Genomic DNA, 21,076 nt, shown 5'->3' with positions numbered 1-21,076 from the left:
GTTTCAATCCGCCCCCGTAGTCGTGTAACTGGCTCTACACTACGGGCCATTATGGATATCTCGACCCTATCCCTGGCCCGGGCACAGTTCGTGGCCAGTCTTAGCTTCCTGGCGCTGTTTCTCGCCGTCTCCCTGGCCCTGGCCTGGGTGCTGCTGTTCTTCAAGATCCGCGCGCGGTGGTCCAGCCATGGCGGCTGGACGGGGGCCTACCGCTTCTGGGTCCGCATCTTCGCCCTGTCCTTCGTGCTGACGCTGGCCGCCAGCGTGCCCGTCCTGATCCAGATCGGCAGCCTGTGGGCGGGGCTGATGGACAAGATCGGCAACGTGGCCGGTCCGCTGCTGGGCTACGGCATCCTGTCGGTCTTCATCCTCAAATCCTGTTTCCTGGGCGTCATGCTGTTCGGCCAGCGCCGCGTGTCCGATGGCGCGCACACGCTGGCCGTTCTGATGGTGGCGGTGGGGCAGGTCGTGGCCGTGTTCTGGGTGCTGGCCCTGCAATCCTGGATGCAGACGCCCGATGGCGCGCTGCTGGTCGACGGCCGCTATCAGGTCTATGACTGGATGAAAGTGGTGCTCAATCCCTCGGTCGGCTGGCGCCTGGCCGTCGTGATGGTCGGCGCGGCGCTGGCCGCCTCGTTCCTGATGATGGGCGTGACCGCGCTGCAGGCGTTGCGACGGCCGCTGGGCGAGGGCGAGCGCAGCGCGTTCAAGACGGCGCTGGTGGTGGCCGTGGTGGCCGCCTTCCTGCAAGTGCCGGTCGCAACCGGCGCGGGCCAGATGATGGCCAAGCTGCAACCGGCCAAGGCCGCCGCCGCGGCGGGCTTCTGGCAGAGCGGTCCCGTGCCGCAGCTGGTGCTGTTCGGCTGGCCGGACGCCCGGGCGCACGTCAATGTCGGCGACCTTACCTTCAACAACGCGGGCGGCATGTGGCTGCACCGCAATGCGGACGGCACCTACCAGGGCCTGGACAAGTATTCGGGCATGCTTCCCCCGGTGGCCGTGACCTTCTGGTCGGTGCGCGTGGCCGCGGGCCTGGGCCTGCTGATGCTGGCCGTGGCCTGCGTGACCTTCCTGTGGACCTTCCGCCGCGGCCTGGACCCGTCGGCCCTGCCGCCATGGTGGCAGCGGGTCCTGTGCGGCATGATGTTTTCCGGCGGCATCGCCGTCGTGGCGGGCTGGTGGGTGTCCATCATCGGACTGCAGCCCTTCGTCGTGAACGGCACGGTCACGCAATCCGAGGTCCTGGGTTCCATGCCGTCCAGCACCGTGCTGTATGGCCTGGCCGGCTACGGGGTGCTGTATGCGCTGCTGCTCGCCGCGTTCGCCGGCATGCTGTTCCATGCCGCGCGCTACGGCGTCGTGCCCGTGCGCAAGCTGAGCGGAGGTGCGCCATGATCGCCATGCTGGCGGCCTCACAAGGCCTGAGCCCCGACGATCCTTCTTTCTGGATGCCGCTCGCCTTCATGGCGCTGCTGTTCGTCGTGATTGCCGCGGGCATGGTCCTGGACGGCTTCGACCTCGGCGTGGGCATCCTGCTGCAGATCGCGCCGGAGCACGAGCGCGGCCGCATGATGAGCCTGCTCAGCCCGTGGCGCGACGCCAATGAATTCTGGCTGCTGCTGGGCATGGGGTTGTTCGCGGCGGCGTTTCCATTTGCCTGGGGCGCCGTGCTGGGCAAACTCTACGGGCCGCTGACGCTCATGGTGCTGGGGGTGGTGCTGCGCAGCGTTGCGTTCGAATTCCGCATCCGCGCCCGCAACGAATTGAAGCCGCGCTGGATCTTCGCTTTCTGGGCGGGCTCGCTCATCACCGCCTTTGGCCAGGGCGTGCTGCTTGGCCGCATTGCCACGGGCTACCAGTCTGATGCCGGCTATGGCTGGTTCGCGATGTTCGTGGGCCTGTGCGCGGTGGCGGCCTACGTGCTGCTGGGCGCCGCGTGGCTGGTCATGCGCGTCGATGGCGACCTGCAGCGCCGCGCGGCCAACTGGGCGCGCCACGCAATCCGCTGGACCGCCGTGGGCATGGTGTCGATCGCGGTCACCCTGGGCCTGGCCAATGCCGGCATCTTCTACAAATGGAGCAACATCGCGCACCTGAGCCTCGCGGCGTCGGTGTGGGTGCTGATGCTGGCCGGTTTCGTGGCCGCGGAAATGCTGCTGGCGCGGCTGCCGGGCCGCGCCGACCGCTTCAGCTGGCTGCCGTTCGTGCTGACGGTCGCGCTGTTCCTGCTGATGCTGAGCGGGCTGGCCTACAGCCTGTTCCCGTACCTGATCCTGGACGACATGACGCTGTGGGACGGCGCGGGCGCGCTGGGCTCGATGCGGCTCGTGATGGCCGGCGCGGTGGTGGGGATACCGGTGGTGCTGGTGTTCAACATCCTGGCGTACCGGTCCGTGTTCGGCAAGGAACGCCGCCGCGTGCCGCTGCTGCCGCCGCCGTCTTACTAAGGGTCTTGCGGGCCGGGCGCCATGCCGCAAAGGCGTGGCGTCCGGGCCGGCGCTACAGCACCGGCCGCGCCACCCGCTGCAGGATTTCTTCGCCGTAGGCTTCCAGCTTGCGGGCCCCCACGCCGTTGATGTGGCTCAGGTCGTCCATGGACTCGGGCTGCGCCAGCGCGATCTCGCGCAGCGTGGCGTCGTGAAAGATCACGTAGGCGGGCACGCCGTGGCTCTTGGCGACTTCGCCGCGCCAGGCGCGCAGGGCTTCGAACACGGGCTGCAATTCGGCCGGCAGGTCGATCGCCGCCGCCTTGGGCCGTCCGCTGCCCGTCTTGCCGGACCGCGGTTTCTTTTCGGACTCGCGCCGCAGCATGAGCTGGCGTTCGCCCTTGAGCACCGCGCGGCTGCCTTCGGTCAGGGCCAGCGTGCCGAAGCCTTCGTTGTCCACCGTCAGGAGGCCCTGCGCCAATAGCTGTCGCAGCACGCCGCGCCAGGCGGTGTCGGACAGGTCGGCGCCCACGCCGAATACGCTGAGCGTCTCGTGGCCATGCTGCTGGGTGCGGTCGGTGACCTTGCCGCGCAGGATGTCGATGATGTGGCCGGCGCCATAGCGCTGGCCGCGTTCCTTCCAGAGCCGGTACACCGCCGACAGCACCTTCTGCGCCGCGACGGTGCCGTCCCACGCCTGGGGCGGATCCAGACAGACGTCGCAGTTGCCGCACGCGGTGATCTGCTGGCCAAAGTACGCCAGCAGGCGCACGCGCCGGCATTCCACGGTTTCGCACAGGCCCAGCATGGCGTCGAGCTGCTGGCCCAGGCGCCGCCGATAGGACTCGTCGCCAGGCGATTCGTCGATCATGCGGCGCTGCTGCACCACGTCCTGCAAGCCGTAGGCCAGCCATGCGGTGGCGGGCAGGCCGTCGCGGCCAGCGCGGCCGGTTTCCTGGTAGTAGCCTTCGACCGACTTGGGCAGGTCGATGTGCGCCACGAAGCGCACGTCCGGCTTGTCGATGCCCATGCCGAACGCAATGGTGGCGACCATCACCACGCCGTCCTCGCGCAGGAAGCGCGACTGGTTGGCCGCCCGCACCTGGGCGCTCAGCCCCGCGTGGTACGGCATCGCATCGATGCCCTGGTTGCACAGGAATTCGGCCGTTTCTTCCACCCGGGCGCGCGACAGGCAGTACACCACGCCGGATTCGCCTTCGTGCTCGGTGCGGATCATGTCCAGCAGCTGCTTGCGCACCTCGTTCTTTTCGACGATGCGGTAGCGGATGTTGGGGCGGTCGAAGCTCGAGACGAAATGGCGCGCTTCGTCCAGCGACAGACGCTGCGCGATCTCGGTACGCGTGACGGCGGTGGCGGTGGCCGTCAGCGCGATGCGCGGCACGTCCGGCCAGCGCTCGTGCAGCATGGACAGGCCCAGGTATTCGGGACGGAAATCGTGACCCCATTGGGACACGCAATGTGCTTCGTCGATGGCGAACAGCGCGATGCGGCCGCGGTCCAGCAACTGCAGGCAGCGGTCGGTCAGGAGGCGTTCGGGCGCGACATACAGCAGGTCGAGCTCGCCATCCAGGAACGCCTGCTCCACGTCGCGGGCCACGCGCCATTCCTGCGTCGAATTCAGGAACGCCGCGCGCACGCCCAGTTCCGTCAGGGCGTCGACCTGGTCCTGCATCAGCGCGATCAGGGGCGACACGACAATGCCCGTGCCTTCGCGCACCAGCGAGGGAATCTGGTAGCACAGCGACTTGCCGCCGCCGGTGGGCATGAGGACGAGGGCGTCGCCGCCGCCGATCACCTGATCGACAATGGCTTGCTGGTCGCCGCGGAAGGATTCGTAACCGAAAACGCGCTGCAACACGCCGAGGGCGCGCGCGTCAGACATGGGGGTAGGCCGGAAGCATCATGGCAGGGATTTTAAGCCCCAATTCCGGCCGGTCCCATCCCAGGGGGATTTTTTGGTCCGCGTTCCCGGCGCTTACCAGCTGAGCCAGGTGCCGCGCATGAAGGTGTCCACGGGCATGCTCAGGTTGGCGCGCCAGCCATAGTCGCCCGTCACAATGTCGCGGTCCGCGCCCACGGCCAGCTTGACCTTGGGGGCGACGAACATGCTGTGGGACAGGCCCACGCGCTGCTCGGCCAGCACCGACCCTTCACGCAGGCCGGAATACGTGCCGCTCAACGTGCCCCAGCCCGACAGCGGCACGCCCGCAGAGACCGTATTGCGGGTCTGCGGGGCGGACGCGACGCCGTCGGAATAGGTCGACAGGTCGCCGTAGCCCGCGCCGATCTGTTCGTTGGTGTAGCCCAGCGTCACGGTGTCGGCCACATCGACGCTGTAGCCGAAGCGGTAGCGGTAGCCGCTGGCCGCATCGAACGAACTTTGCGTGGCGCCTGCCCGGAAGGTGCCGAATTCGCCGGCGTTGTACGTGGTGCCCACGCCGCGCGTGGTGAGCGACGGCGCGCTCTGCATCTGGCCTTCCACCGTCAGCACCGGCGTGAGCCCGTAGCGCACGCTGCCGCTGCCGACGGACGCGCCGTAGTCCACGGCCCCGGACTGGGCGGCCGGGTCCATGAGGTTGAGCTTGCCCAGCGAGGACGAATAACCGAAGCTGCCTTCCGGCAATGTGGCGCCGCTGCCGCCCCAGTTGGCGATCTGCAGCCCGCCCACCGGCGCGCCGCTGCCCCAGGCGGGCGCATTGGGGCTGACGTTGCCCACCGTGAGGGACGGGCCCGAGGTATTGCGGTACACCCAGTTGCGGCTGCCGCCATAGCGCAGGCCGTCCTGTCCGCTCACGGACGAAAACCAGGGTCGCGAGGGGCGGGAGACGCCGGAAATCACCACGACCGGCACGCTCGGCAGGTCGCCGTCTTCAAGCGCAAAGGAATAATCCGGCGGGATGTCCGCCGCCGACGCGGGCGCCGCCAGCGGATCGCACGTCAGCGGAACGGGCGGCGCGCTGCCGGTCAGGCCCAGGCCCGTGCCGGGGATGAACACGTCGGCCGCATCCGGGCCGCCGTCGCGCACCGAGGTGTCCATGCCGGGTTCGGTCGCGTGCAGGTCGCAGGGCGTGGGGTCCAGCGGCACGGCCCGGTCGTCGAACGACGGGGCGGGGCGCACCGGCAGGGATTGAACCGGCGAGAGCACGCCAATGCCGCGCGCCACGCGAGTGAGCTCGCCCGCCGGGGGCGGCGTCAAGGTAAACGGGGACACGTCGGGCTCGTCGCCAAACGCAGGCGCCATCGGCCAGGCAAGGCCCGCCGTCAATGCCGCGTGCAACAGCCCTCTGCGCCAGATGTTAGCTGTGGCGACCATGGGGACAGTGTAGAGAGCGCGCTGCCGCGCATCTGTAAACGATCTTTAGAAAAGTCCACGAGGGGCGGCAGGCGAAGCGCCATTCTAGGGCAGTCGCGTGTCTGGGGCACGTCCGATCGCGAAAAGCCCGAAACATCCGGCCAACATCGTGCAACGGGTATATTTCAGATGATTTCCTGCCCCTTGCAGGCGAGCGCGCCGCGCCGCACTATCACGCCCATGGACAATTCCCACACCAAGCTGCTGGTCGTCGACGATGATCCGGCGCTGCGCCAGCTGCTGGCCGACTACCTGAACCGGCATGGCTACGACACGCTGCTGGCCCCGGACGCGACCGACCTCTCCTCGCGCATCACCCGTTACGCGCCCGATCTGCTGGTGCTGGACCGCATGCTGCCCGGCGGCGACGGCGCCGACGCCTGCCGCCGCCTGCGCGAGCAGGGCGAGGACATCCCCGTCATCCTGCTGACCGCGCGCGACGAAGCCGTGGACCGCATCATCGGCCTGGAGGCCGGCGCTGACGATTACGTCGGCAAGCCCTTCGACCCCCGCGAACTGCTGGCCCGCATCGAGGCCGTGTTGCGCCGCAAGCGCGGCCCGTCCGCGCTCACCAAGGACGCGCCGGTCGCTTTCGGCCCGTTTGTCTTTGACCCCTCCACGCGTCAGCTGTCCCGCGAAGGCACCGTGGTCAAGCTGACCGGCGGCGAAATCAACCTGCTTGAAGCCCTGGTGCGCAATGCGGGCAAGCCGCTGTCGCGCGAACGCCTGCTGGCGCTGGCCCGCGACGACGACGCCGGCGAGCGCAACGACCGCGCCATCGACATCGCGATCCTGCGCCTGCGCCGCGTGATCGAGGACGATCCCAAGCAGCCGCGCTGGATCCAGACCGTCTGGGGCATCGGTTACCGGTTCTCTCCCTGATGCGCTTTTCCCCCGGCATTCTCGTGCCCCGCTCGCTGCGGGCGCGGCTGATCCTGCTGATCCTCGGATCGGTCCTGCTGACGCAGGCCGCCACGCTGGTGACGGTGTCGTACTTCCGGCACAAGTTCATGGAAGACGTGGCCATCGGCTATATCGTCACCACCATCCGCACGCTGCGCGCCGCCGTGTCCCAGGTGCCGGCCGAAGACCGCGCCGACTTCGTGCGCGCCGCATCGCAGAACCAGTGGCGGTTGTGGTCACGCGTGCTGCCCGCCGAAGCCAAGCTGCAGCGCTTCAATGGCCGCCGTCCGCCGCCGCGCGCCGCGCCGCGCCCGCCGCCTCCCGCGCCTGCGCCCGCCCCGGATTCGCAACTGCACGGTCCGCCTCCGCCGCCCCCGCCCGAGGTGCACGTCGACGAACGCGAAACCGATGCGGCGCAAGCAGATGCTCGCAGCGATGCCCAGCGCGAGGGCGACCGTGCCCGCGAGGAACACGCGCGCCGCCACAAGTCCGAGCCCGAGCCCGACGATATTCGCCGCGACCTGCGCGTGCTGGTCCAGCAGCTCAACGAACGCCTGAACGACGGCACGCGCGTGGCGCTGTCGCGCGGCCCCACGCCGGAAATCTTCATTTCGCTGGCGCCCAACCCGGCCACCGAAGACGCGCCGCGGCTGCGCGAGTGGCTGGTCATTCCGCTGGACCGGCTGGATCCGCCCGTCGCCACGCCCTTCATCGCCGCCTGGCTGGGCGGGCTGGGATTGCTGCTGCTGTTGGCGGTGGGTTTTTCGTGGCACATCACGCGCCCGATCACACGGCTGGCCGACGCCGCGGACCAGCTTGCCGCGGGCCAGCCCCAGCGCGTGGAACCCTCGGGTCCGCACGAAACCCGCGTGCTGGGCGAACGCTTCAATGCCATGCTGGACGCCTTGTCCGAGTCCGATTCCGTGCGGCGCACGCTGCTTTCCGGGCTGCCGCACGACCTGAAAGGGCCGCTGTCGCGCATGTGGCTGCGCGTCGAGATGGCCGACGACTCGACGCTGAAGGAAGGGCTGCGCACTGACCTGCGCGACATGCAGCACATGGTGGACCAGTTCATCGGTTTCGTGCGCGGCACCGATCCGGCGGCCTACCGCTATGCGCCCATCGTGCTGTCCGAATGGCTGACCGAGCGCGTGGGCGCCTGGCAGGGCGCCGGCACCGCGATCGGCCTGAACACCGATGCCCAGGCCAGCGGCGCCGTGGTGCAGGCCGACGCGGTGGCGTTGGGGCGCCTGCTGGACAACCTGATCGGCAACGCGCTGAACCACGGCGCGCCGCCGGTGGACGTCGCGCTGCGGCGCGAAGAAGAATACGCGGTGCTGGACGTGGCCGATCACGGGCCGGGCATCGTGCCGGAACGCCGTCAGGAGGCCTTGCGGCCTTTCAGCCGGCTTGACGACGCGCGTACCCGCACCGGCAGCGTGGGCCTGGGCCTGGCGCTGGCCGAGGCCATTGCGCGGGCGCATGGCGGATCGCTCGAATTGCGGGAGGCTCCGTCCGGCGGGTTGTGCGTGCGCGTGCGGCTGCCGCTTTCCCAGGCCGCCTGACCGAGCCGGCTCCGGGGACGGCCCCGGGGCAGCCCGCGCTACGGTACGATTCATCCTGCTTCGTCCTTTGCCCGTTCCCCGCACCATGGCCATCCAGTCCGATTCGCTTTCCTCCCGTCCCGACGCCCCCCGCATCGTGACGCCGCAGCCGGTGTCGCCCAACGAGGAGTCGATCGAACGCGCGTTGCGGCCCAAGGCGCTGGAAGAATATGTCGGGCAGCAGCGCGCCCGCGAACAGCTCGAAATCTTCATCGCCGCGGCCAGAAAGCGGGGCGAGGCGCTGGACCACGTCCTGCTGTTCGGCCCCCCGGGCTTGGGCAAGACCACGCTGGCGCACATCATTGCGCACGAAATGGGCGTGCAATTGCGTCAGACGTCCGGCCCCGTTCTCGAACGCCCGGGCGACCTGGCCGCGCTGCTGACCAACCTGGAAAAGAACGACGTCCTCTTCATCGACGAGATCCACCGCCTGTCGCCCGTGGTCGAGGAAATCCTTTACCCCGCGCTCGAAGACTTCCAGATCGACATCCTGATCGGCGAAGGGCCGGCCGCGCGCAGCGTGAAGCTGGACCTGCAGCCCTTCACGCTGGTGGGCGCCACGACCCGCGCGGGCATGCTGACCAATCCGCTGCGCGACCGCTTCGGCATCGTGTCGCGGCTCGAGTTCTACAACGCCGCGGATCTGGGCCGCATCGTGACGCGCAGCGCGGGCCTGCTCAATGCCGTCATCACGCCGGACGGCGCGGCCGAGGTGGCGCGCCGCGCCCGCGGCACGCCGCGTATCGCCAACCGCCTGCTGCGCCGGGTGCGCGACTACGCCGAAGTGAAGGCGGGCGGCACCATCGATGCCGACGTGGCGGGCCGCGCGCTCGCCATGCTGGAAGTCGATCCGCAGGGCCTGGACCTGATGGACCGCAAGCTGCTCGAAGCCATCGTCCACAAGTTCGATGGCGGTCCGGTCGGCGTGGACAGCCTGGCCGCGGCCATCGGCGAAGAGCGCGACACGATCGAGGACGTCATCGAGCCGTACCTGATCCAGCACGGTTATCTGCAACGCACGCCGCGCGGCCGCACGGCCACGCTGACCACGTGGCGCCACCTGGGCCTCGCGCCGCCCGCAGGCACCACGGTCGGCAGCGGCGACCTCTTCGGCAAATAGGCTGCCCTCGCGCCGTCATGCCTTCGGGCGGCGCGCAAATCGCGCCGGCGGGTTTATGATCCGAGGGTTTCGTTTCCCCCTCGCGATCTAAGGACCTTATTCCATGCAGCCCGAATTGCCCTCCTATGATGATGTCGCGCGCGCCAGCGAGCGCCTGGCCGGCAACGCACACCGCACGCCCGTCCTGACCTCGGCCACCGCCGATGCCATCGCCGGCGCGTCGCTGTTCTTCAAGTGCGAGAACTTCCAGCGCATGGGCGCCTTCAAGTTCCGGGGCGGCTACAACGCGATCGCGCGCCTCACGCCCGAGCAACGGGCCGCGGGCGTCGTGACGTTCTCGTCGGGCAATCACGCGCAGGCCATCGCGCTGGCCTCCCGGCTGCAAGGGGTCCAGGCCACCATCATCATGCCGCTGGACGCGCCCGCGGCCAAACGCGCCGCCACGGAAGGCTACGGCGGCAAGATCGTCACGTACGACCGCTACACCGAAGACCGCGAGACCATCGCCCGCCGCATCCAGGCCGAAACCGGCGCCACGCTGATCCCGCCGTACGACCACGAGGACGTGATCGCGGGGCAGGGCACGGCCGCCAAGGAATTGTTCGAGGAAGTCGGCGAGCTCGATTACCTTTTCGTGTGCCTGGGCGGCGGCGGCCTGCTGTCGGGCTCGGCCCTGTCCGCCTTCGCGCTCAGCCCGCGCTGCCTGGTCTACGGCGTGGAACCCGAAGCCGGCAATGACGGGCAGCAGTCCTTGCGCAAGGGTGAAATCGTCCGAATCCCCGCGCCCAAGACGCTGGCGGACGGCGCCGCCACCACGCATCTGGGCAATCTCACCTTCCCCCTCATCCAGAAATACGTGCGCGACATCGTCACGGTGACGGATGAACAGCTGGTGACGACCATGAAGTTCTTTGCCGAACGCATGAAGATGGTCGTGGAACCCACGGGCTGCCTGGCGGCGGCGGCCGTCATGCAGAACGTGGTGCCGGTGCGCGGGGCCCGGGTTGGCGTCATCATCAGCGGCGGCAACGTCGATCTTCCGGCCTACGCAAAGCTGCTGGCGGGCTGACGCGCATCAAGCGGCGCGCGCGGCGCCTCGCTCGCGCGCGCTTGCGCATGCCGACCTTGCAGGGCAGAATCGAACCTCGATCCTGACGAACCGGAGGCTACGCCATGCGTATCCTTGTCATTGGCGGCACGGGCTTCATCGGCCGCCACTTGGTAGCACGGCTTTGCGCGGACCCGCATCAGATCGTCGTGCCCACGCGGCTTCTTGCCCGCGGACGCGACCTGCAATTACTTCCCACCGTCACGCTGCTTCAGGCTGACATCCACGACGACGCCGCGCTCGATGGCATGGTGCAAGGGTGCGATGCCGTCGTGAACCTGGTGGGCATCCTGCACGGCAACGTGGGCCGGCCGTATGGGTCCGATTTCGCGCGCGCTCACGTGCATCTGCCGCAGCGCATTACGCAGGCCTGTGTGCGCCATGGCGTGCGGCGCTTGCTTCACGTCAGCGCGCTGGGCGCCGACTCCAGCGGCGACAGCATGTACCAGCGCTCCAAGGGCGACGGAGAAGCCGCCATCAAAGCGGCCTGCCAAGGCCGGCCCGACATCTGCTGGACCATCTTCCGCCCGTCGGTGCTTTTCGGACCCGACGACAACTTCACCAATATGTTCGCGTCGCTGGCGCGTTGGCTGCCGGTGCTGCCGCTGGCGGGCGCCAATGCGCGCATGCAGCCCATCTATGTGGGCGATGTGGTGACCGCCATGGTCAACGCGCTGGCCGACACTCACACCTGCGGCAAGACCTACGAACTGGGCGGGCCGCAGGTCTACACGCTGGGCGAGATCGCGAGGCTGTGCGCCGCCTGGAGCGGGCATCCGCGCCCCGTCATCAGCATGCCGATGGGGGTGGGGCGCATGCAGGCCCGGCTGTTCGAATGCATGCCGGGCACGCCATTGATGTCGCGCGACAACCTGGATTCCCTGCGCCGCGACAACGTCTGCGGCGGGCCCATCGCCCCCGAGTTGCACGTGGTGCCCACGGGCCTGGAGGCCGTGGCACCGCGCTACCTGCAGCACGGCAAGGCGGCCTAGCGCCAGTCAGCGCACCAGCGCCTTGAGCGCCTGTTTGATGCCGTCGGACACGCCTACGCCTTCGGGCAGCGTCTTCAGCGCCGACAGCGATTCCTTCTCGGAGTAGCCCAGCGCCAGCAGGGCATTCAGGATGTCGGACTGGTTGTCGTGCGTGACGTGCGCCGCTGCGCCGATGTCCGCGCCCAGCTTGCCGCGCATCTCCAGCAGCAGCCGTTCCGCGGTCTTCTTGCCGATGCCGGGCACGCGGGTCAGGCGGCCGGACTCCTGCAGCGTGATGGCCTGCGCCAGATCCGCGACCGACAGGCCGGACAGCACGGACAGCGCCGTGCGCGCGCCGATGCCGCTGACCTTGATGAGTTCACGGAACGCGCTGCGCTCGCCGGCCGAGGCAAATCCATACAGGATGTGCGCGTCTTCGCGCACGGTCAGGTGCGTGTAGAGCGTGACGCGCGCGCCCGTCTCGGGCAGCGAATACAGCGTGCTCATGGGCACGTCGATGTCATACCCGATTCCGCCCACATCCACGCAGATCGTGGGGGGCAGTTTTTCGATCAGGGTTCCGGTGATTCTTCCGATCATGGTGAGAGGCCTGCAATGGTGGCGGCCGCGGAACGCGCGGCGAATGCGGGGATTCTATACGGGAGGGCGCTCAGCCGATCAGCCGGCCATTGCGGATGCGGGTCTTGCCGCCCATCCGCAGCGCGCTGCCCAGGCGTTCCAGCTTGTCCTGCAGCGGTCCCACGTGCGCGTGGCAGATGGCGCAGGCCAGCGCGTCGGCCGAGTCGGGGGCCGGCATGCCATCCAGCGCCAGCAGGTGCTGCACCATCATCTGCACCTGCTCTTTCGCGGCGCGGCCGGTGCCGACCACGGCCTTCTTGATCTGCAGCGCGGTGTACTCGTGCACGTCGAGCGAACTGTCGGCCAGCGCGCAAAGCGCCGCGCCGCGGGCCTGGCCCAGCAGCAGGGTGGATGCGGGATTGGTGTTCAGAAAGACGATTTCCAGCGCGGCCACGTCAGGTTGCGTGTCGCGGGCCACCTGGCGCAGGTTGTCCAGGATGACCTTCAGGCGTTCGGACAGCGTCAGCGCCGGCGGGACCACGATGGTCCCGCTGGCCACGTAACGCAGCCGCGAGCCTTCGGCATCGATCACACCGAAGCCGGTGCGGCGCAGGCCGGGATCGATGCCGAGGACGCGCATCAGTGGCGGAAGTGGCGGGTGCCGGTCAGCACCATGGCGATGCCGTGCTCGTCGGCGGCGGCGATGACTTCGTCATCGCGCACGCTGCCGCCCGGCTGGATCACGCAGGTTGCGCCCGCCGCCACCACCACGTCCAGGCCGTCACGGAACGGGAAGAACGCGTCGGATGCCACGGCCGAGCCCTTCAGGGTCAGGCCGGCGTTTTCCGCCTTGATGGACGCGATGCGCGCCGAGTCGATGCGGCTCATCTGGCCCGCGCCCACGCCCAGCGTCATGCCGCCGCCCACGAACACGATGGCGTTGGACTTGACGTACTTGGCGACCTTCCAGGCGAACGACAGGTCGTTCATTTCCTGCTCGGTGGGTTGGCGCTTGGTGACGACCTTGAGGGCGTCGCGCGGCACGTTGTAGGCGTCCGGCGTCTGCACCAGCCAGCCGCCGCCCACGCGCTTGATGTCGAAGGCGTTCTGGCCTGTGCCCATCGGCACTTCCAGCACGCGCACGTTCTTCTTGGCGGCCAGGATGGCCAGCGCGGCGCCGTCGTAGGCGGGGGCGAGCAGCACCTCCAGGAACTGCGCGCTCACGGCCTCGGCCGTCGCGGCGTCAACCGGACGGTTGAAGGCGATGATGCCGCCGAAGGCCGACGTCGGGTCGGTCTTGAAGGCTTGCTGGTACGCGCCCAGCGTGTCGGCCGCAACGGCCACGCCGCAAGGGTTGGCATGCTTGACGATGACGCAGGCGGGCGCTTCGAAGCTGCGCGCGCATTCCCACGCCGCGTCGGCGTCGGCGATGTTGTTGTAGGACAGTTCCTTGCCCTGCAACTGGCGGTAGTTTCCCAGCAGGCCGGCCGGACGCTGCGCGTCCACGTAGAAGGCGGCGCTTTGATGGGGGTTCTCGCCGTAGCGCAGCGCCTGCTCCTGCTTGACCTGCAGGGTCAGCGTGCCGGGCCATTCGTTACGGGCGGGCACGGCGTCCTGCTCGGGCTCGGCCGCGGTCAGGCTGGTCAGGTAGGCGGCGATGGCGCCGTCGTAGGCGGCCGTGTGGGCGTAGACCTTGGCGGCCAGGGCGAGGCGCAGGCCGTAGGAGGTGGCGCCGCCCTTGTCCATTTCGGCCAGGACGCGCGAATAGTCGACCGGGTCGATCACGACCGTGACGCCGCCGGCTTCGGTGCCGTGGTTCTTGGCGGCGGCGCGCAGCATGGCGGGCCCGCCAATGTCGATGTTCTCTACGGCGTCGGCAAACGTGCAATCGGGCTTGGCCACGGTTTCACGGAACGGATACAGGTTGACCACCAGCATGTCGATGCGATCGATGCCAGCCGCCTTGATGGTGTCCATGTGCTCGGCGCTGTCGCGGCGGGCCAGCAGGCCGCCGTGGATCTTGGGGTGCAGCGTCTTCACGCGGCCGTCCAGGATCTCGGGCGAACCGGTGTGAGCGGCCACTTCGGTGACGGTCAGGCCGGAGTCGGCGAGCAGCTTGGCGGTGCCGCCGGTCGAGAGCAGGCGCACGCCACGCGCGGCCAGGGCGCGGGCAAATTCAACGATGCCGGTCTTGTCGGACACCGAAAGCAGGGCGGTTTCGATTTTCATGATGGGACGGAGCGGGGCGGGAGCGCCTTTCTCGTTCTGGTCGGATGGGAAATCTGGAAGCGGCGGCGGCGCGACGCGTGCGCCGCCCGCGCGAGGGAAATCTATACCTGGATATTGTGCGCCAGCAACTTCTTGCGCAGGGTGTTGCGGGTGATGCCCAGCATCTCGGACGCCCGGGACTGGTTGCCGCCCGACCGCTCCAACGCTACTTCAAGCACCGGGCGCTCCACGCAGCGCATGACCATGTCCCACATATCGTGGGGCTCGGACTCGCCCAAGTCTTCGAAATAGCGCTCCAGGCTGGCGCGCACGCATTCTTCCAGGACATCTTTCTTGCTCATTTGAGTACAGATATTTTTATGTTGGTGTTGAGGCGGTCATGCCGCCAGCAGGGCTTCTGCGGCCGGCGCCGGGGTACAGCTGCCGTCGCTTGAGAGGGTGTCGAACCAGTCCGCCACCGCCCGCCATTGGTCGCGGGTGTTGTCGATCAGGTTCATGCGGGCGCAAAACGAATCCGCGCCCGGCAGGCCGTCCACATACCAGCCTATGTGCTTGCGCGCGGTACGTACGCCGGTGTGCTCGCCATAGAAACGGTAGTGGTCGTCGAGATGTTCGAGCAGCAGCTCGCGCATTTCCCCGTAAGAGGGAGGGGCCAGTGTTTCGCCCGTGCGCAGGTAGTGGTCGATTTCGCGGAAGATCCACGGGCGGCCCTGGGCCGCCCGGCCAATCATGACCGCATCGGCGCCAGTGTAATCCAGGACGTGCCTGGCCTTGGCGGGCGAGTCGATATCGCCGTTCGCGATCACGGGGATGCCGATTTCAGCCTTGACGGCGCGGATGGTGTCATATTCCGCCTCGCCCGTATAGAGGTCGGCCCGCGTGCGCCCGTGCAGGGTGAGGGCGGCGATGCCCGCGTTTTCGGCCAGCTTGGCCACGCGCAGCGCATTGCGGCTGCTGCGGTCCCAGCCGGTCCGGGTCTTCAGGGTGACGGGCACGCCAAGCGGCGCGCAGGCGGCCACCACGGCGTCCAGGATGCGGACGATCAGGTCTTCGTGGCGCAACAGCGCCGACCCGGACGCCACGTTGCACACTTTCTTGACCGGACAGCCCATGTTGATGTCGATGATCCGGGCGCCCTTGTTGGCGTTGAATGCCGCGGCCTCGGCCATCATGGCCGGATCCGCCCCCGCAATCTGCACGGAAATGGGGGCGATCTCGCCGTCGTGGTTCAGGCGGCGCGATGTCTTGACGCTATCCCACAGTTTGGGGTTGCTGGCGGCCATCTCGGACACCGCGTAACCCGCCCCCAGCTTCTTGCAAAGCTGGCGGAAAGGACGATCCGTCACGCCCGCCATGGGCGCGACAAGAACGTTGTTGGGAAGGGTCCACTGGCCTATGCGCATGCTCACATTTTAACCGGCTCGATCGAACCCCCATTTTTGGAGGGGCAATGGCCTGGTAACAGATGGGGGGGACGAGGGGAAGCCGGCCCCTGAACGGGGCAGGATCCGACGGGGATTTACGCGCGGAATCCTTGGAGCAGGTGCTGGGCGAGCGGGGCGCGCAACGGGGAGGCCAGATCCATCCCCAGCAGGGCGGCGCCGCAGGCGTGTTCCACGGGCGCCAGCCCCGTGGCGAAGATGCGCGGCATGAAATCAGTCAGTCCGGCCGTGATGAAGCGATCCAGATGGCGCGCGCTGGCGAACTCGGCCAGGGCCGGTCCGGGATTGGCGCCGGGACGGGCCAGCCAGCCGGTCAGCGTCTGGGCAAGGCGCGCCGCATCGCGCAGGCCGAGGTTCAATCCCTGGCCCGCCACCGGGTGCAGGGTCTGCGCGGCGTTGCCGATGGCCGCGACCCGGCCGTGCACCTGGGCGCGCCGGGCGGACAGCGCCAGCGGAAAGACATGGCGCGGCGCATGGCTGGTCAGGCGGCCCAGGCGGTCGCCAAAGGCCTGCGTCAGCGCATGCGAGAAAGCGACGTTGTCCAGGGCCGCGAGTTCGGCCGCGCGGTCCGGCGCGCTGCACCAGACGACGGAGAAGGCATCCGGGGTCTGCGGGTGCGGCAGCAGCGCCAGCGGACCTTCAGAGGTGAAGCGCTCCCAGGCCCAGCCGCGCCGCGGCAGGGTGGCGTGGGCGGTGGTCAGCACGGCGTGCTGGTCGTAATCGCGCCGCACATCCGTGGCGCCGGCGCCGTCGGACTGCACGGCGACGCCGCAGAGGATTTCCGTGTCGCCCTGCTGGATGCGCACGCCGTCGGCGTCCTGCATGCCGATCTGCGCCGGGGGGCCGGCCAGCACGGAGACGCCGCACGCGGCCACGCAGTCGTCCAGCTTGGCGTACAGGCCGGAATAGGCCACCACGCTGCCCAGCTGGGGCACGCCAAAATCGGTGTTCTGGATGAGCGTTCGGCCCAGCCGGCCGCGCTGCGACACGTGGATGTTGCGAATGTCGGCCGAGCGTTCGGGCCAGGCATGCATCGACTCCAGCAGCACCCGGCTGCCGTGGTTCATGGCCAGCACGCGCGGATCGGCGGCGGGCACGGCCGCGGCCGGGGTGACGGGTGCCGGTGCGCTGCCCGCGAGCAGGGCGATGCGCGCCGGGTCCGGCGCCACGCGCGCCAGCATCAGGGCCAATACGCGGCCCACGGGGCCAGCGCCAAGAATCGCAATGTCGAAGGCGGAGGAAGTCATGCCCGGATTTTAACCGTCCACTACAATCGCGGCAGCCGCCGACGCTTGGCGCCTACGCCCCTTTTCCGGTTGATTGACATGACGCAGGCTCAGGCTTCCTCTTCGCTTTCCGCCGTCTCCGCGCGCCGCCCCCGCAGCAAGGTCGCGGTGGGACTCCTGGCCTGCCTGTTCGGCGCGTTTGGCGCGCACTGGTGGTATCTGGGCCGGCGCCACGCCTGGCTGGTGACCGTGTTCGCCGCCGTATGCCTGTTCTGCGCCGTGCGCTTTTACCCGGTCTGGTACGACAACCCCGCGTTCTTCCTGCTGTTCATTCCCATGATCGACGGGTTCATCGAAAGCGCGGTCTATTCCCTGATGCCGGACGAGAAGTTCGACCGGATCTGCAATCCGGGCCTGGGCAAGGTGACTTCGACGGGCTGGGGGCCGGTGCTGGTCGCCATTCTGGCGTGCCTGGTCGGCGCCATCGCCACCATGTTCGCCATCGCGATGGTGGTGGTCTATGTCTGGGTGGCCATGGGCTGGCTGGACGGCTACGTGCTGTAGGCCGCCGGCCGCGTCATTCGCGCATCAGCGCCTCGATCTCGCTGGCCTGCACCGGCACGCCGCGGGTTATCAGTTCACATCCTTCGTCCGTGACCAGCGCATCGTCTTCCGTGCGGATGCCGATGTTCCAGTAGGCCTCTGGCACGTCGTCGGCGGGGCGCACGTAGATGCCCGGCTCGATGGTCAGCATCATCCCGGTTTGCAGCGTGCGCCACGGCCGATCGGTGCCGGGCGCGCCGGGCTGGCGGTAGTCGCCGACGTCATGCACGTCCAGGCCCAGCCAGTGGCCGGTGCGGTGCATGTAGAAGCGGCTGTAGTCGCCCGATTCCAGCACGCCGTCCAGCGATCCCTTCAGCAGTTTCAGATCCAGCATGCCCTGCGCCAGGACGCGCAGCGCGGCCTCGTGCGCATCGTTGAAGCTGCGGCCGGGCGCGGTGGCCTGGGCGGCCGCGTCCTGCGCCGCGACGGTCAGGTCATAAAGCGCGCGCTGCGGGCCGCTGTAGCGGCCGTTCGCCGGAAAGGTGCGCGTGATGTCGCTGGCGTAGCTGTCCACTTCGCAGCCCGCATCGACCAGCACCAGATCGCCGTCGCGCAGCACGGCCTCGCCAGCCGGATAGTGCAGAACACAGGCGTTGGCCCCGGCCGCGACGATGCTGTTGTACGCCACGGACTGCGCGCCGTGGCGGCGGAATTCATAAAGCAGCTCGGCCTCGATCTCGTACTCGCGCATGCCGGGCCGCGCCACGCGCATGGCGCGCGCGTGCGCGCCGGCCGAAATCTTGGCCGCGCGCCGCATGGCGGCGATTTCCGAGGCGTCCTTGATGAGCCGCATGTCGGCCAGCAGCGGCCGCACGTCCTGCTGCCGGCTGGGCGGCAGGCGCCCGCCGCGGCTTTTCTCGCGCGCCGCCGCCAGCCAGCGGTGCAGGCGGCCGTCCGTGCGCTTGTCCCCGGCCAGCGGGGCGTACAGGGTCGGATGGTCCAGCATCAGCGCGGGCACCAGTTCGTCCAGCGCGTCGATGGGGTGGGCGTCGTCGAAACCGAAGTGGGCGGCCGCGGCCTCGGGGCCAAAGCGCTTGCCCTCCCACAATTCATGCTCCACGTGACGCGGCCGGCAGAACAGCACGGCGCGGTCTGTCGCGCCCGCCACCAGCACCACCCAGGCATCGGGTTCGGTAAAGCCCGTCAGGTAGAAGAAATCGCTGTCGTGCCGGTAAGGAAATTCCGCGTCGCGGTTGCGGATGGCTTCCGTCGCGGTCGCCAGGATGGCGATGCCGCCGCCTTCCGCGCGCATGCGATCCATCAGGCGCTGGCGCCGCGCGGCGAAAGGGGCGAGGTCGTCGGGAGGCAGGCTCATGTCGGGCGGGCCGGGCGCGCAGCCCCGGCAAGGGCGGAAGATGGGGCTACTTTACCTGCCATCCCGCGAATGCAACACCCCGTGGCGTATCCGCGTTGGCCGTGCGGTGATGACTGGACAACGTGCCGGCCGCTGCTACAATCGCCGCTCTGTCATTGGGGAGTAGCCATCCTTTGTCCCCAAAGGAGTCAGCGTCAACAGACTTGGTGGTTCAGTGCTGCGGAGCAGCCGCTAGAACCCCATGGCGCTGACGGCACCCACGTCCGGCTTGCAGCCGCGTGGACCAGCCAGGCGAGACCTTTGGCCGCGTAGCGTTCACCCTTGGCCGGGCGAGCCGCTGCGTCGCGCCAATGGTATCCGCTCGTCCGGCCGCATTCCCATGTTGCTCACCCTTTTTCTGTTCTTCCTGTCCGCGGCAGTGATCTACGTCGCGTGCGAGTTCTTCGTCAATGGCGTCGAATGGGTCGGTCACCGCTTCCAGCTGGGCGCGACCGCCACCGGCACCGTGCTCGCCGCCTTCGGCACCGCGCTGCCGGAAAGCGCCGTCACCTTCATGGCCGTGGTCTTCGGCGATACCCCCGAACAAAAGGACATCGGCGTCGGCGCCGCGATGGGCGGTCCCCTGGTGCTTGCCACGCTGGCCTATGCGGTCGTCGGCCTGGCCCTGTGGCGCGCCCGCCGCGGCAAGCCCACGCAGGCGAACTGTATCAACGCGGACCAGCGCCGGCTGGCCCGCGACCAGGCCTGGTTCATGGGCATCTTCATCTTCAAGGTGGGCCTGGGCCTGCTGGCCTTTGCCTGGAAGCCCTGGCTGGGCTTCGTGTTCCTGGTCACCTATGCGCTATACATCAAGCGTGAGCTCAGCAACGACGAGGCATCCCTGGACAGCGATGACCTCGAACCCCTGAAACTGCGGCCGCGCGACGAAGACCCCTCCATGTTCTGGGCCGTCACGCAGACGGTCATGGCGCTGGTCGTGATCGCCGGCGCCTCGCACGTGTTCGTGAACCAGATCGAATTGCTGGGCATCGCCATGGGCGCCTCGCCCCACGTGGCCGCGCTGCTGCTGGCCCCGGTGGCCACCGAGCTGCCGGAGATCATGAATGCGCTGATCTGGGTGCGCCAGGGCAAGGAACGCCTGGCGCTGGCCAACATTTCGGGCGCCATGATGATCCAGGCCACGATCCCCAGCGCGCTGGGCATCTTCATGACGCCGTGGCTGCTGGACGCCCCGCTGCTGGCGGCGGGCTTTTTCACGATGCTGTCGATCGGACTGCTGTGGCTGCGTTTCCGCCGGTCTGCCATGAGCGTGCCGGCGCTGTCGGCGGTGGGCGGGCTGTACGCGATTTTCGCGGGCTACCTGGGCTGGCACTTCTACGGGTAAAGACGGGCAGGCCGGGCAGGCGCGCGCGTCTGTCCGGCCTTGGCGCTTTTCTGCGTCAAAAATGCACCCAACCCTTGTCCATCAGTACAAACCCGCGTAAACTTTCGCTGTTTTCCATCCCAGGAGCAGTCTTCGTGAATACCGATTCCGGCGAAAGTTGTCGATCTTGCATCGACGTCGCTGTCTGACAGGATCCACGCAGAACTCCGTCTGCCGCATCCTGTCATTCAGCAGGTTGCGGTGTATCCCAGGCGCCAGGCTTCAGCCCGGCCAGTAGCGCAGGCTCTCGGCCTGCCGGGACTCTCCCCAACGTAAACCGCCAGAACCGCCGCTAGTCGCAGCGCCAGCGTTCGTGCACGTTCGTCGTGTCCGCCGCCAGGGCGCTGTCCGGCTGCGCACGTGTTCGCGATCACGCTCCGCCTTCTTGTCATGGAGGTCGTTATGCGTTTCTTCGACTTGTTCCTGCGCCGTGCCGGCGTGGACCGCGCCACCGCCTTGGGCCGCCGCCGCGGCACTTCCCGGCTGACGGTGATCTGTCCGCGCGGCGAGCTCGGCGCACTGCGCAAGCAGATCTGCCTGGACTTCAGCGCCGCTGGCCTGGACGTCGCCCAGGTGCAGGTCGACCAAGGTCAGGATCCCGATCTCGCGTCGGCTTGCATCACGATCAATTGCCCGCCCGAACTGCGGGCTGAATTGATGACGCAAGCGCGCCGTTTGAGCGCCAATCCCGCTGTGCGCCACGTGCATTTCGGCGCGCAGGCCGCGATGGCCTGAACCCCCCAAACATTTCCTT

The 21,076-nt window shown here is 68.5% G+C and carries 19 protein-coding genes and 1 riboswitch; of the genes, 10 read left to right on the top strand and 9 right to left on the bottom strand.

Going from position 1 to position 21,076, the window contains the following annotated elements:
• Positions 1 to 51: 51 nt before the first annotated feature.
• Positions 52 to 1,395 (top strand): cytochrome ubiquinol oxidase subunit I, encoded by a 1,344-nt coding sequence (locus KVT32_RS19695; protein ID WP_152383550.1) that lies wholly within the window; start codon positions 52 to 54, stop codon positions 1,393 to 1,395.
• Positions 1,392 to 2,447, top strand: coding sequence for a cytochrome d ubiquinol oxidase subunit II (locus tag KVT32_RS19690; protein WP_142050730.1), 1,056 nt, complete (start codon positions 1,392 to 1,394; stop codon positions 2,445 to 2,447). The genes KVT32_RS19695 and KVT32_RS19690 overlap by 4 nt, the downstream gene beginning before the upstream one ends.
• A gap of 52 nt (positions 2,448 to 2,499) precedes the next feature.
• Here the strand turns inward: KVT32_RS19690 and recQ are convergent, their stop codons facing one another.
• Both recQ and KVT32_RS19680 read right to left on the bottom strand, forming a co-directional pair.
• Positions 2,500 to 4,329, bottom strand: a complete 1,830-nt coding sequence (gene recQ / locus KVT32_RS19685; protein ID WP_056321158.1) for a DNA helicase RecQ — start codon at positions 4,327 to 4,329, stop codon at positions 2,500 to 2,502.
• 93 nt (positions 4,330 to 4,422) lie between these two features.
• The gene (locus tag KVT32_RS19680) at positions 4,423 to 5,760 is read right to left on the bottom strand and encodes a fimbrial protein (protein WP_254607206.1); all 1,338 of its coding nucleotides are present in this window, start codon (positions 5,758 to 5,760) and stop codon (positions 4,423 to 4,425) included.
• Between the two features lie 219 nt (positions 5,761 to 5,979).
• Between KVT32_RS19680 and KVT32_RS19675 the strand changes: the two genes are divergently transcribed.
• The 5 genes from KVT32_RS19675 to KVT32_RS19655 all read left to right on the top strand — a co-directional run bounded on the left by KVT32_RS19675 (position 5,980) and on the right by KVT32_RS19655 (position 11,526).
• Positions 5,980 to 6,681: a response regulator gene (locus tag KVT32_RS19675; RefSeq protein ID WP_056321163.1), complete on the top strand. Its 702-nt coding sequence runs from the start codon at positions 5,980 to 5,982 to the stop codon at positions 6,679 to 6,681.
• A complete protein-coding gene (locus tag KVT32_RS19670) occupies positions 6,681 to 8,267 on the top strand; it encodes an ATP-binding protein (RefSeq protein ID WP_180098908.1) in 1,587 nt (528 codons plus the stop codon). Before KVT32_RS19675 ends, KVT32_RS19670 begins: the two co-directional genes overlap by 1 nt.
• A gap of 85 nt (positions 8,268 to 8,352) precedes the next feature.
• Entirely contained in the window at positions 8,353 to 9,426 is a 1,074-nt protein-coding gene (ruvB, locus tag KVT32_RS19665) for a Holliday junction branch migration DNA helicase RuvB (protein ID WP_217618750.1), read from the top strand.
• Positions 9,427 to 9,529: 103 nt separating this feature from the next.
• On the top strand, positions 9,530 to 10,495 hold the full coding sequence (locus KVT32_RS19660) for a threo-3-hydroxy-L-aspartate ammonia-lyase (RefSeq protein ID WP_056321169.1): 966 nt from the start codon (positions 9,530 to 9,532) through the stop codon (positions 10,493 to 10,495).
• Positions 10,496 to 10,599: 104 nt separating this feature from the next.
• Positions 10,600 to 11,526, top strand: coding sequence for a complex I NDUFA9 subunit family protein (locus KVT32_RS19655; RefSeq protein WP_217618749.1), 927 nt, complete (start codon positions 10,600 to 10,602; stop codon positions 11,524 to 11,526).
• A gap of 6 nt (positions 11,527 to 11,532) precedes the next feature.
• Here KVT32_RS19655 and ruvA read toward each other — a convergent pair whose 3' ends face one another.
• The 6 genes from ruvA to KVT32_RS19625 form a co-directional block, all read right to left on the bottom strand.
• Positions 11,533 to 12,105, bottom strand: coding sequence for a Holliday junction branch migration protein RuvA (ruvA, locus tag KVT32_RS19650; protein ID WP_128830056.1), 573 nt, complete (start codon positions 12,103 to 12,105; stop codon positions 11,533 to 11,535).
• 70 nt (positions 12,106 to 12,175) lie between these two features.
• Positions 12,176 to 12,724, bottom strand: coding sequence for a crossover junction endodeoxyribonuclease RuvC (gene ruvC, locus KVT32_RS19645; protein ID WP_056321180.1), 549 nt, complete (start codon positions 12,722 to 12,724; stop codon positions 12,176 to 12,178).
• Positions 12,724 to 14,313 (bottom strand): bifunctional phosphoribosylaminoimidazolecarboxamide formyltransferase/IMP cyclohydrolase, encoded by a 1,590-nt coding sequence (gene purH, locus KVT32_RS19640; RefSeq protein WP_063953103.1) that lies wholly within the window; start codon positions 14,311 to 14,313, stop codon positions 12,724 to 12,726. The genes ruvC and purH overlap by 1 nt, the downstream gene beginning before the upstream one ends.
• A 101-nt stretch (positions 14,314 to 14,414) precedes the next feature.
• Positions 14,415 to 14,654 carry a helix-turn-helix domain-containing protein gene (locus KVT32_RS19635; RefSeq protein ID WP_006217670.1) on the bottom strand — a complete coding sequence of 80 codons (240 nt, stop codon included), beginning with the start codon at positions 14,652 to 14,654 and terminating at the stop codon, positions 14,415 to 14,417.
• A gap of 36 nt (positions 14,655 to 14,690) precedes the next feature.
• Positions 14,691 to 15,716, bottom strand: coding sequence for a tRNA dihydrouridine synthase DusB (dusB, locus tag KVT32_RS19630; protein WP_056321185.1), 1,026 nt, complete (start codon positions 15,714 to 15,716; stop codon positions 14,691 to 14,693).
• Positions 15,717 to 15,832: 116 nt separating this feature from the next.
• Positions 15,833 to 17,002, bottom strand: a complete 1,170-nt coding sequence (locus tag KVT32_RS19625) for a UbiH/UbiF/VisC/COQ6 family ubiquinone biosynthesis hydroxylase (protein ID WP_217618748.1) — start codon at positions 17,000 to 17,002, stop codon at positions 15,833 to 15,835.
• 78 nt (positions 17,003 to 17,080) lie between these two features.
• Here KVT32_RS19625 and KVT32_RS19620 point away from each other — a divergent pair, with 78 nt between their 5' ends.
• On the top strand, positions 17,081 to 17,545 hold the full coding sequence (locus KVT32_RS19620) for a TM2 domain-containing protein (RefSeq protein WP_175156627.1): 465 nt from the start codon (positions 17,081 to 17,083) through the stop codon (positions 17,543 to 17,545).
• Between the two features lie 13 nt (positions 17,546 to 17,558).
• Here the strand turns inward: KVT32_RS19620 and KVT32_RS19615 are convergent, their stop codons facing one another.
• The gene (locus KVT32_RS19615) at positions 17,559 to 18,899 is read right to left on the bottom strand and encodes an aminopeptidase P N-terminal domain-containing protein (protein ID WP_056321192.1); all 1,341 of its coding nucleotides are present in this window, start codon (positions 18,897 to 18,899) and stop codon (positions 17,559 to 17,561) included.
• 145 nt (positions 18,900 to 19,044) lie between these two features.
• Positions 19,045 to 19,235, top strand: a riboswitch (yybP-ykoY riboswitch).
• A 43-nt stretch (positions 19,236 to 19,278) separates the two neighbouring features.
• Between KVT32_RS19615 and KVT32_RS19610 the strand changes: the two genes are divergently transcribed.
• On the top strand, positions 19,279 to 20,283 hold the full coding sequence (locus KVT32_RS19610) for a sodium:calcium antiporter (RefSeq protein WP_056321193.1): 1,005 nt from the start codon (positions 19,279 to 19,281) through the stop codon (positions 20,281 to 20,283).
• Positions 20,284 to 20,724: 441 nt separating this feature from the next.
• Complete coding sequence (locus KVT32_RS19605; RefSeq protein ID WP_062840354.1) at positions 20,725 to 21,057, top strand: hypothetical protein; 333 nt, start codon at positions 20,725 to 20,727, stop codon at positions 21,055 to 21,057.
• The last annotated feature ends 19 nt before the right edge of the window (positions 21,058 to 21,076 follow it).

Source organism: Achromobacter sp. GbtcB20 (genome assembly GCF_019091095.1).
In the GTDB taxonomy this organism is placed as follows: Bacteria; Pseudomonadota; Gammaproteobacteria; order Burkholderiales; family Burkholderiaceae_B; genus Achromobacter; species Achromobacter mucicolens.
The sequence above is the reverse complement of the archived record's forward strand: the minus strand, read 5'-3'. Positions and strand labels throughout refer to the sequence as shown.

Coding starts and splice junctions, on each gene's coding strand:
- KVT32_RS19695 (WP_152383550.1), top strand. CDS start 52: ATGGATATCTCGACCCTATCCCTGGCCCGGGCACAGTTCGTGGCCAGT.
- KVT32_RS19690 (WP_142050730.1), top strand. CDS start 1,392: ATGATCGCCATGCTGGCGGCCTCACAAGGCCTGAGCCCCGACGATCCT.
- recQ (WP_056321158.1), bottom strand. CDS start 4,329: ATGTCTGACGCGCGCGCCCTCGGCGTGTTGCAGCGCGTTTTCGGTTAC.
- KVT32_RS19680 (WP_254607206.1), bottom strand. CDS start 5,760: ATGGTCGCCACAGCTAACATCTGGCGCAGAGGGCTGTTGCACGCGGCA.
- KVT32_RS19675 (WP_056321163.1), top strand. CDS start 5,980: ATGGACAATTCCCACACCAAGCTGCTGGTCGTCGACGATGATCCGGCG.
- KVT32_RS19670 (WP_180098908.1), top strand. CDS start 6,681: ATGCGCTTTTCCCCCGGCATTCTCGTGCCCCGCTCGCTGCGGGCGCGG.
- ruvB (WP_217618750.1), top strand. CDS start 8,353: ATGGCCATCCAGTCCGATTCGCTTTCCTCCCGTCCCGACGCCCCCCGC.
- KVT32_RS19660 (WP_056321169.1), top strand. CDS start 9,530: ATGCAGCCCGAATTGCCCTCCTATGATGATGTCGCGCGCGCCAGCGAG.
- KVT32_RS19655 (WP_217618749.1), top strand. CDS start 10,600: ATGCGTATCCTTGTCATTGGCGGCACGGGCTTCATCGGCCGCCACTTG.
- ruvA (WP_128830056.1), bottom strand. CDS start 12,105: ATGATCGGAAGAATCACCGGAACCCTGATCGAAAAACTGCCCCCCACG.
- ruvC (WP_056321180.1), bottom strand. CDS start 12,724: ATGCGCGTCCTCGGCATCGATCCCGGCCTGCGCCGCACCGGCTTCGGT.
- purH (WP_063953103.1), bottom strand. CDS start 14,313: ATGAAAATCGAAACCGCCCTGCTTTCGGTGTCCGACAAGACCGGCATC.
- KVT32_RS19635 (WP_006217670.1), bottom strand. CDS start 14,654: ATGAGCAAGAAAGATGTCCTGGAAGAATGCGTGCGCGCCAGCCTGGAG.
- dusB (WP_056321185.1), bottom strand. CDS start 15,716: ATGCGCATAGGCCAGTGGACCCTTCCCAACAACGTTCTTGTCGCGCCC.
- KVT32_RS19625 (WP_217618748.1), bottom strand. CDS start 17,002: ATGACTTCCTCCGCCTTCGACATTGCGATTCTTGGCGCTGGCCCCGTG.
- KVT32_RS19620 (WP_175156627.1), top strand. CDS start 17,081: ATGACGCAGGCTCAGGCTTCCTCTTCGCTTTCCGCCGTCTCCGCGCGC.
- KVT32_RS19615 (WP_056321192.1), bottom strand. CDS start 18,899: ATGAGCCTGCCTCCCGACGACCTCGCCCCTTTCGCCGCGCGGCGCCAG.
- KVT32_RS19610 (WP_056321193.1), top strand. CDS start 19,279: ATGTTGCTCACCCTTTTTCTGTTCTTCCTGTCCGCGGCAGTGATCTAC.
- KVT32_RS19605 (WP_062840354.1), top strand. CDS start 20,725: ATGCGTTTCTTCGACTTGTTCCTGCGCCGTGCCGGCGTGGACCGCGCC.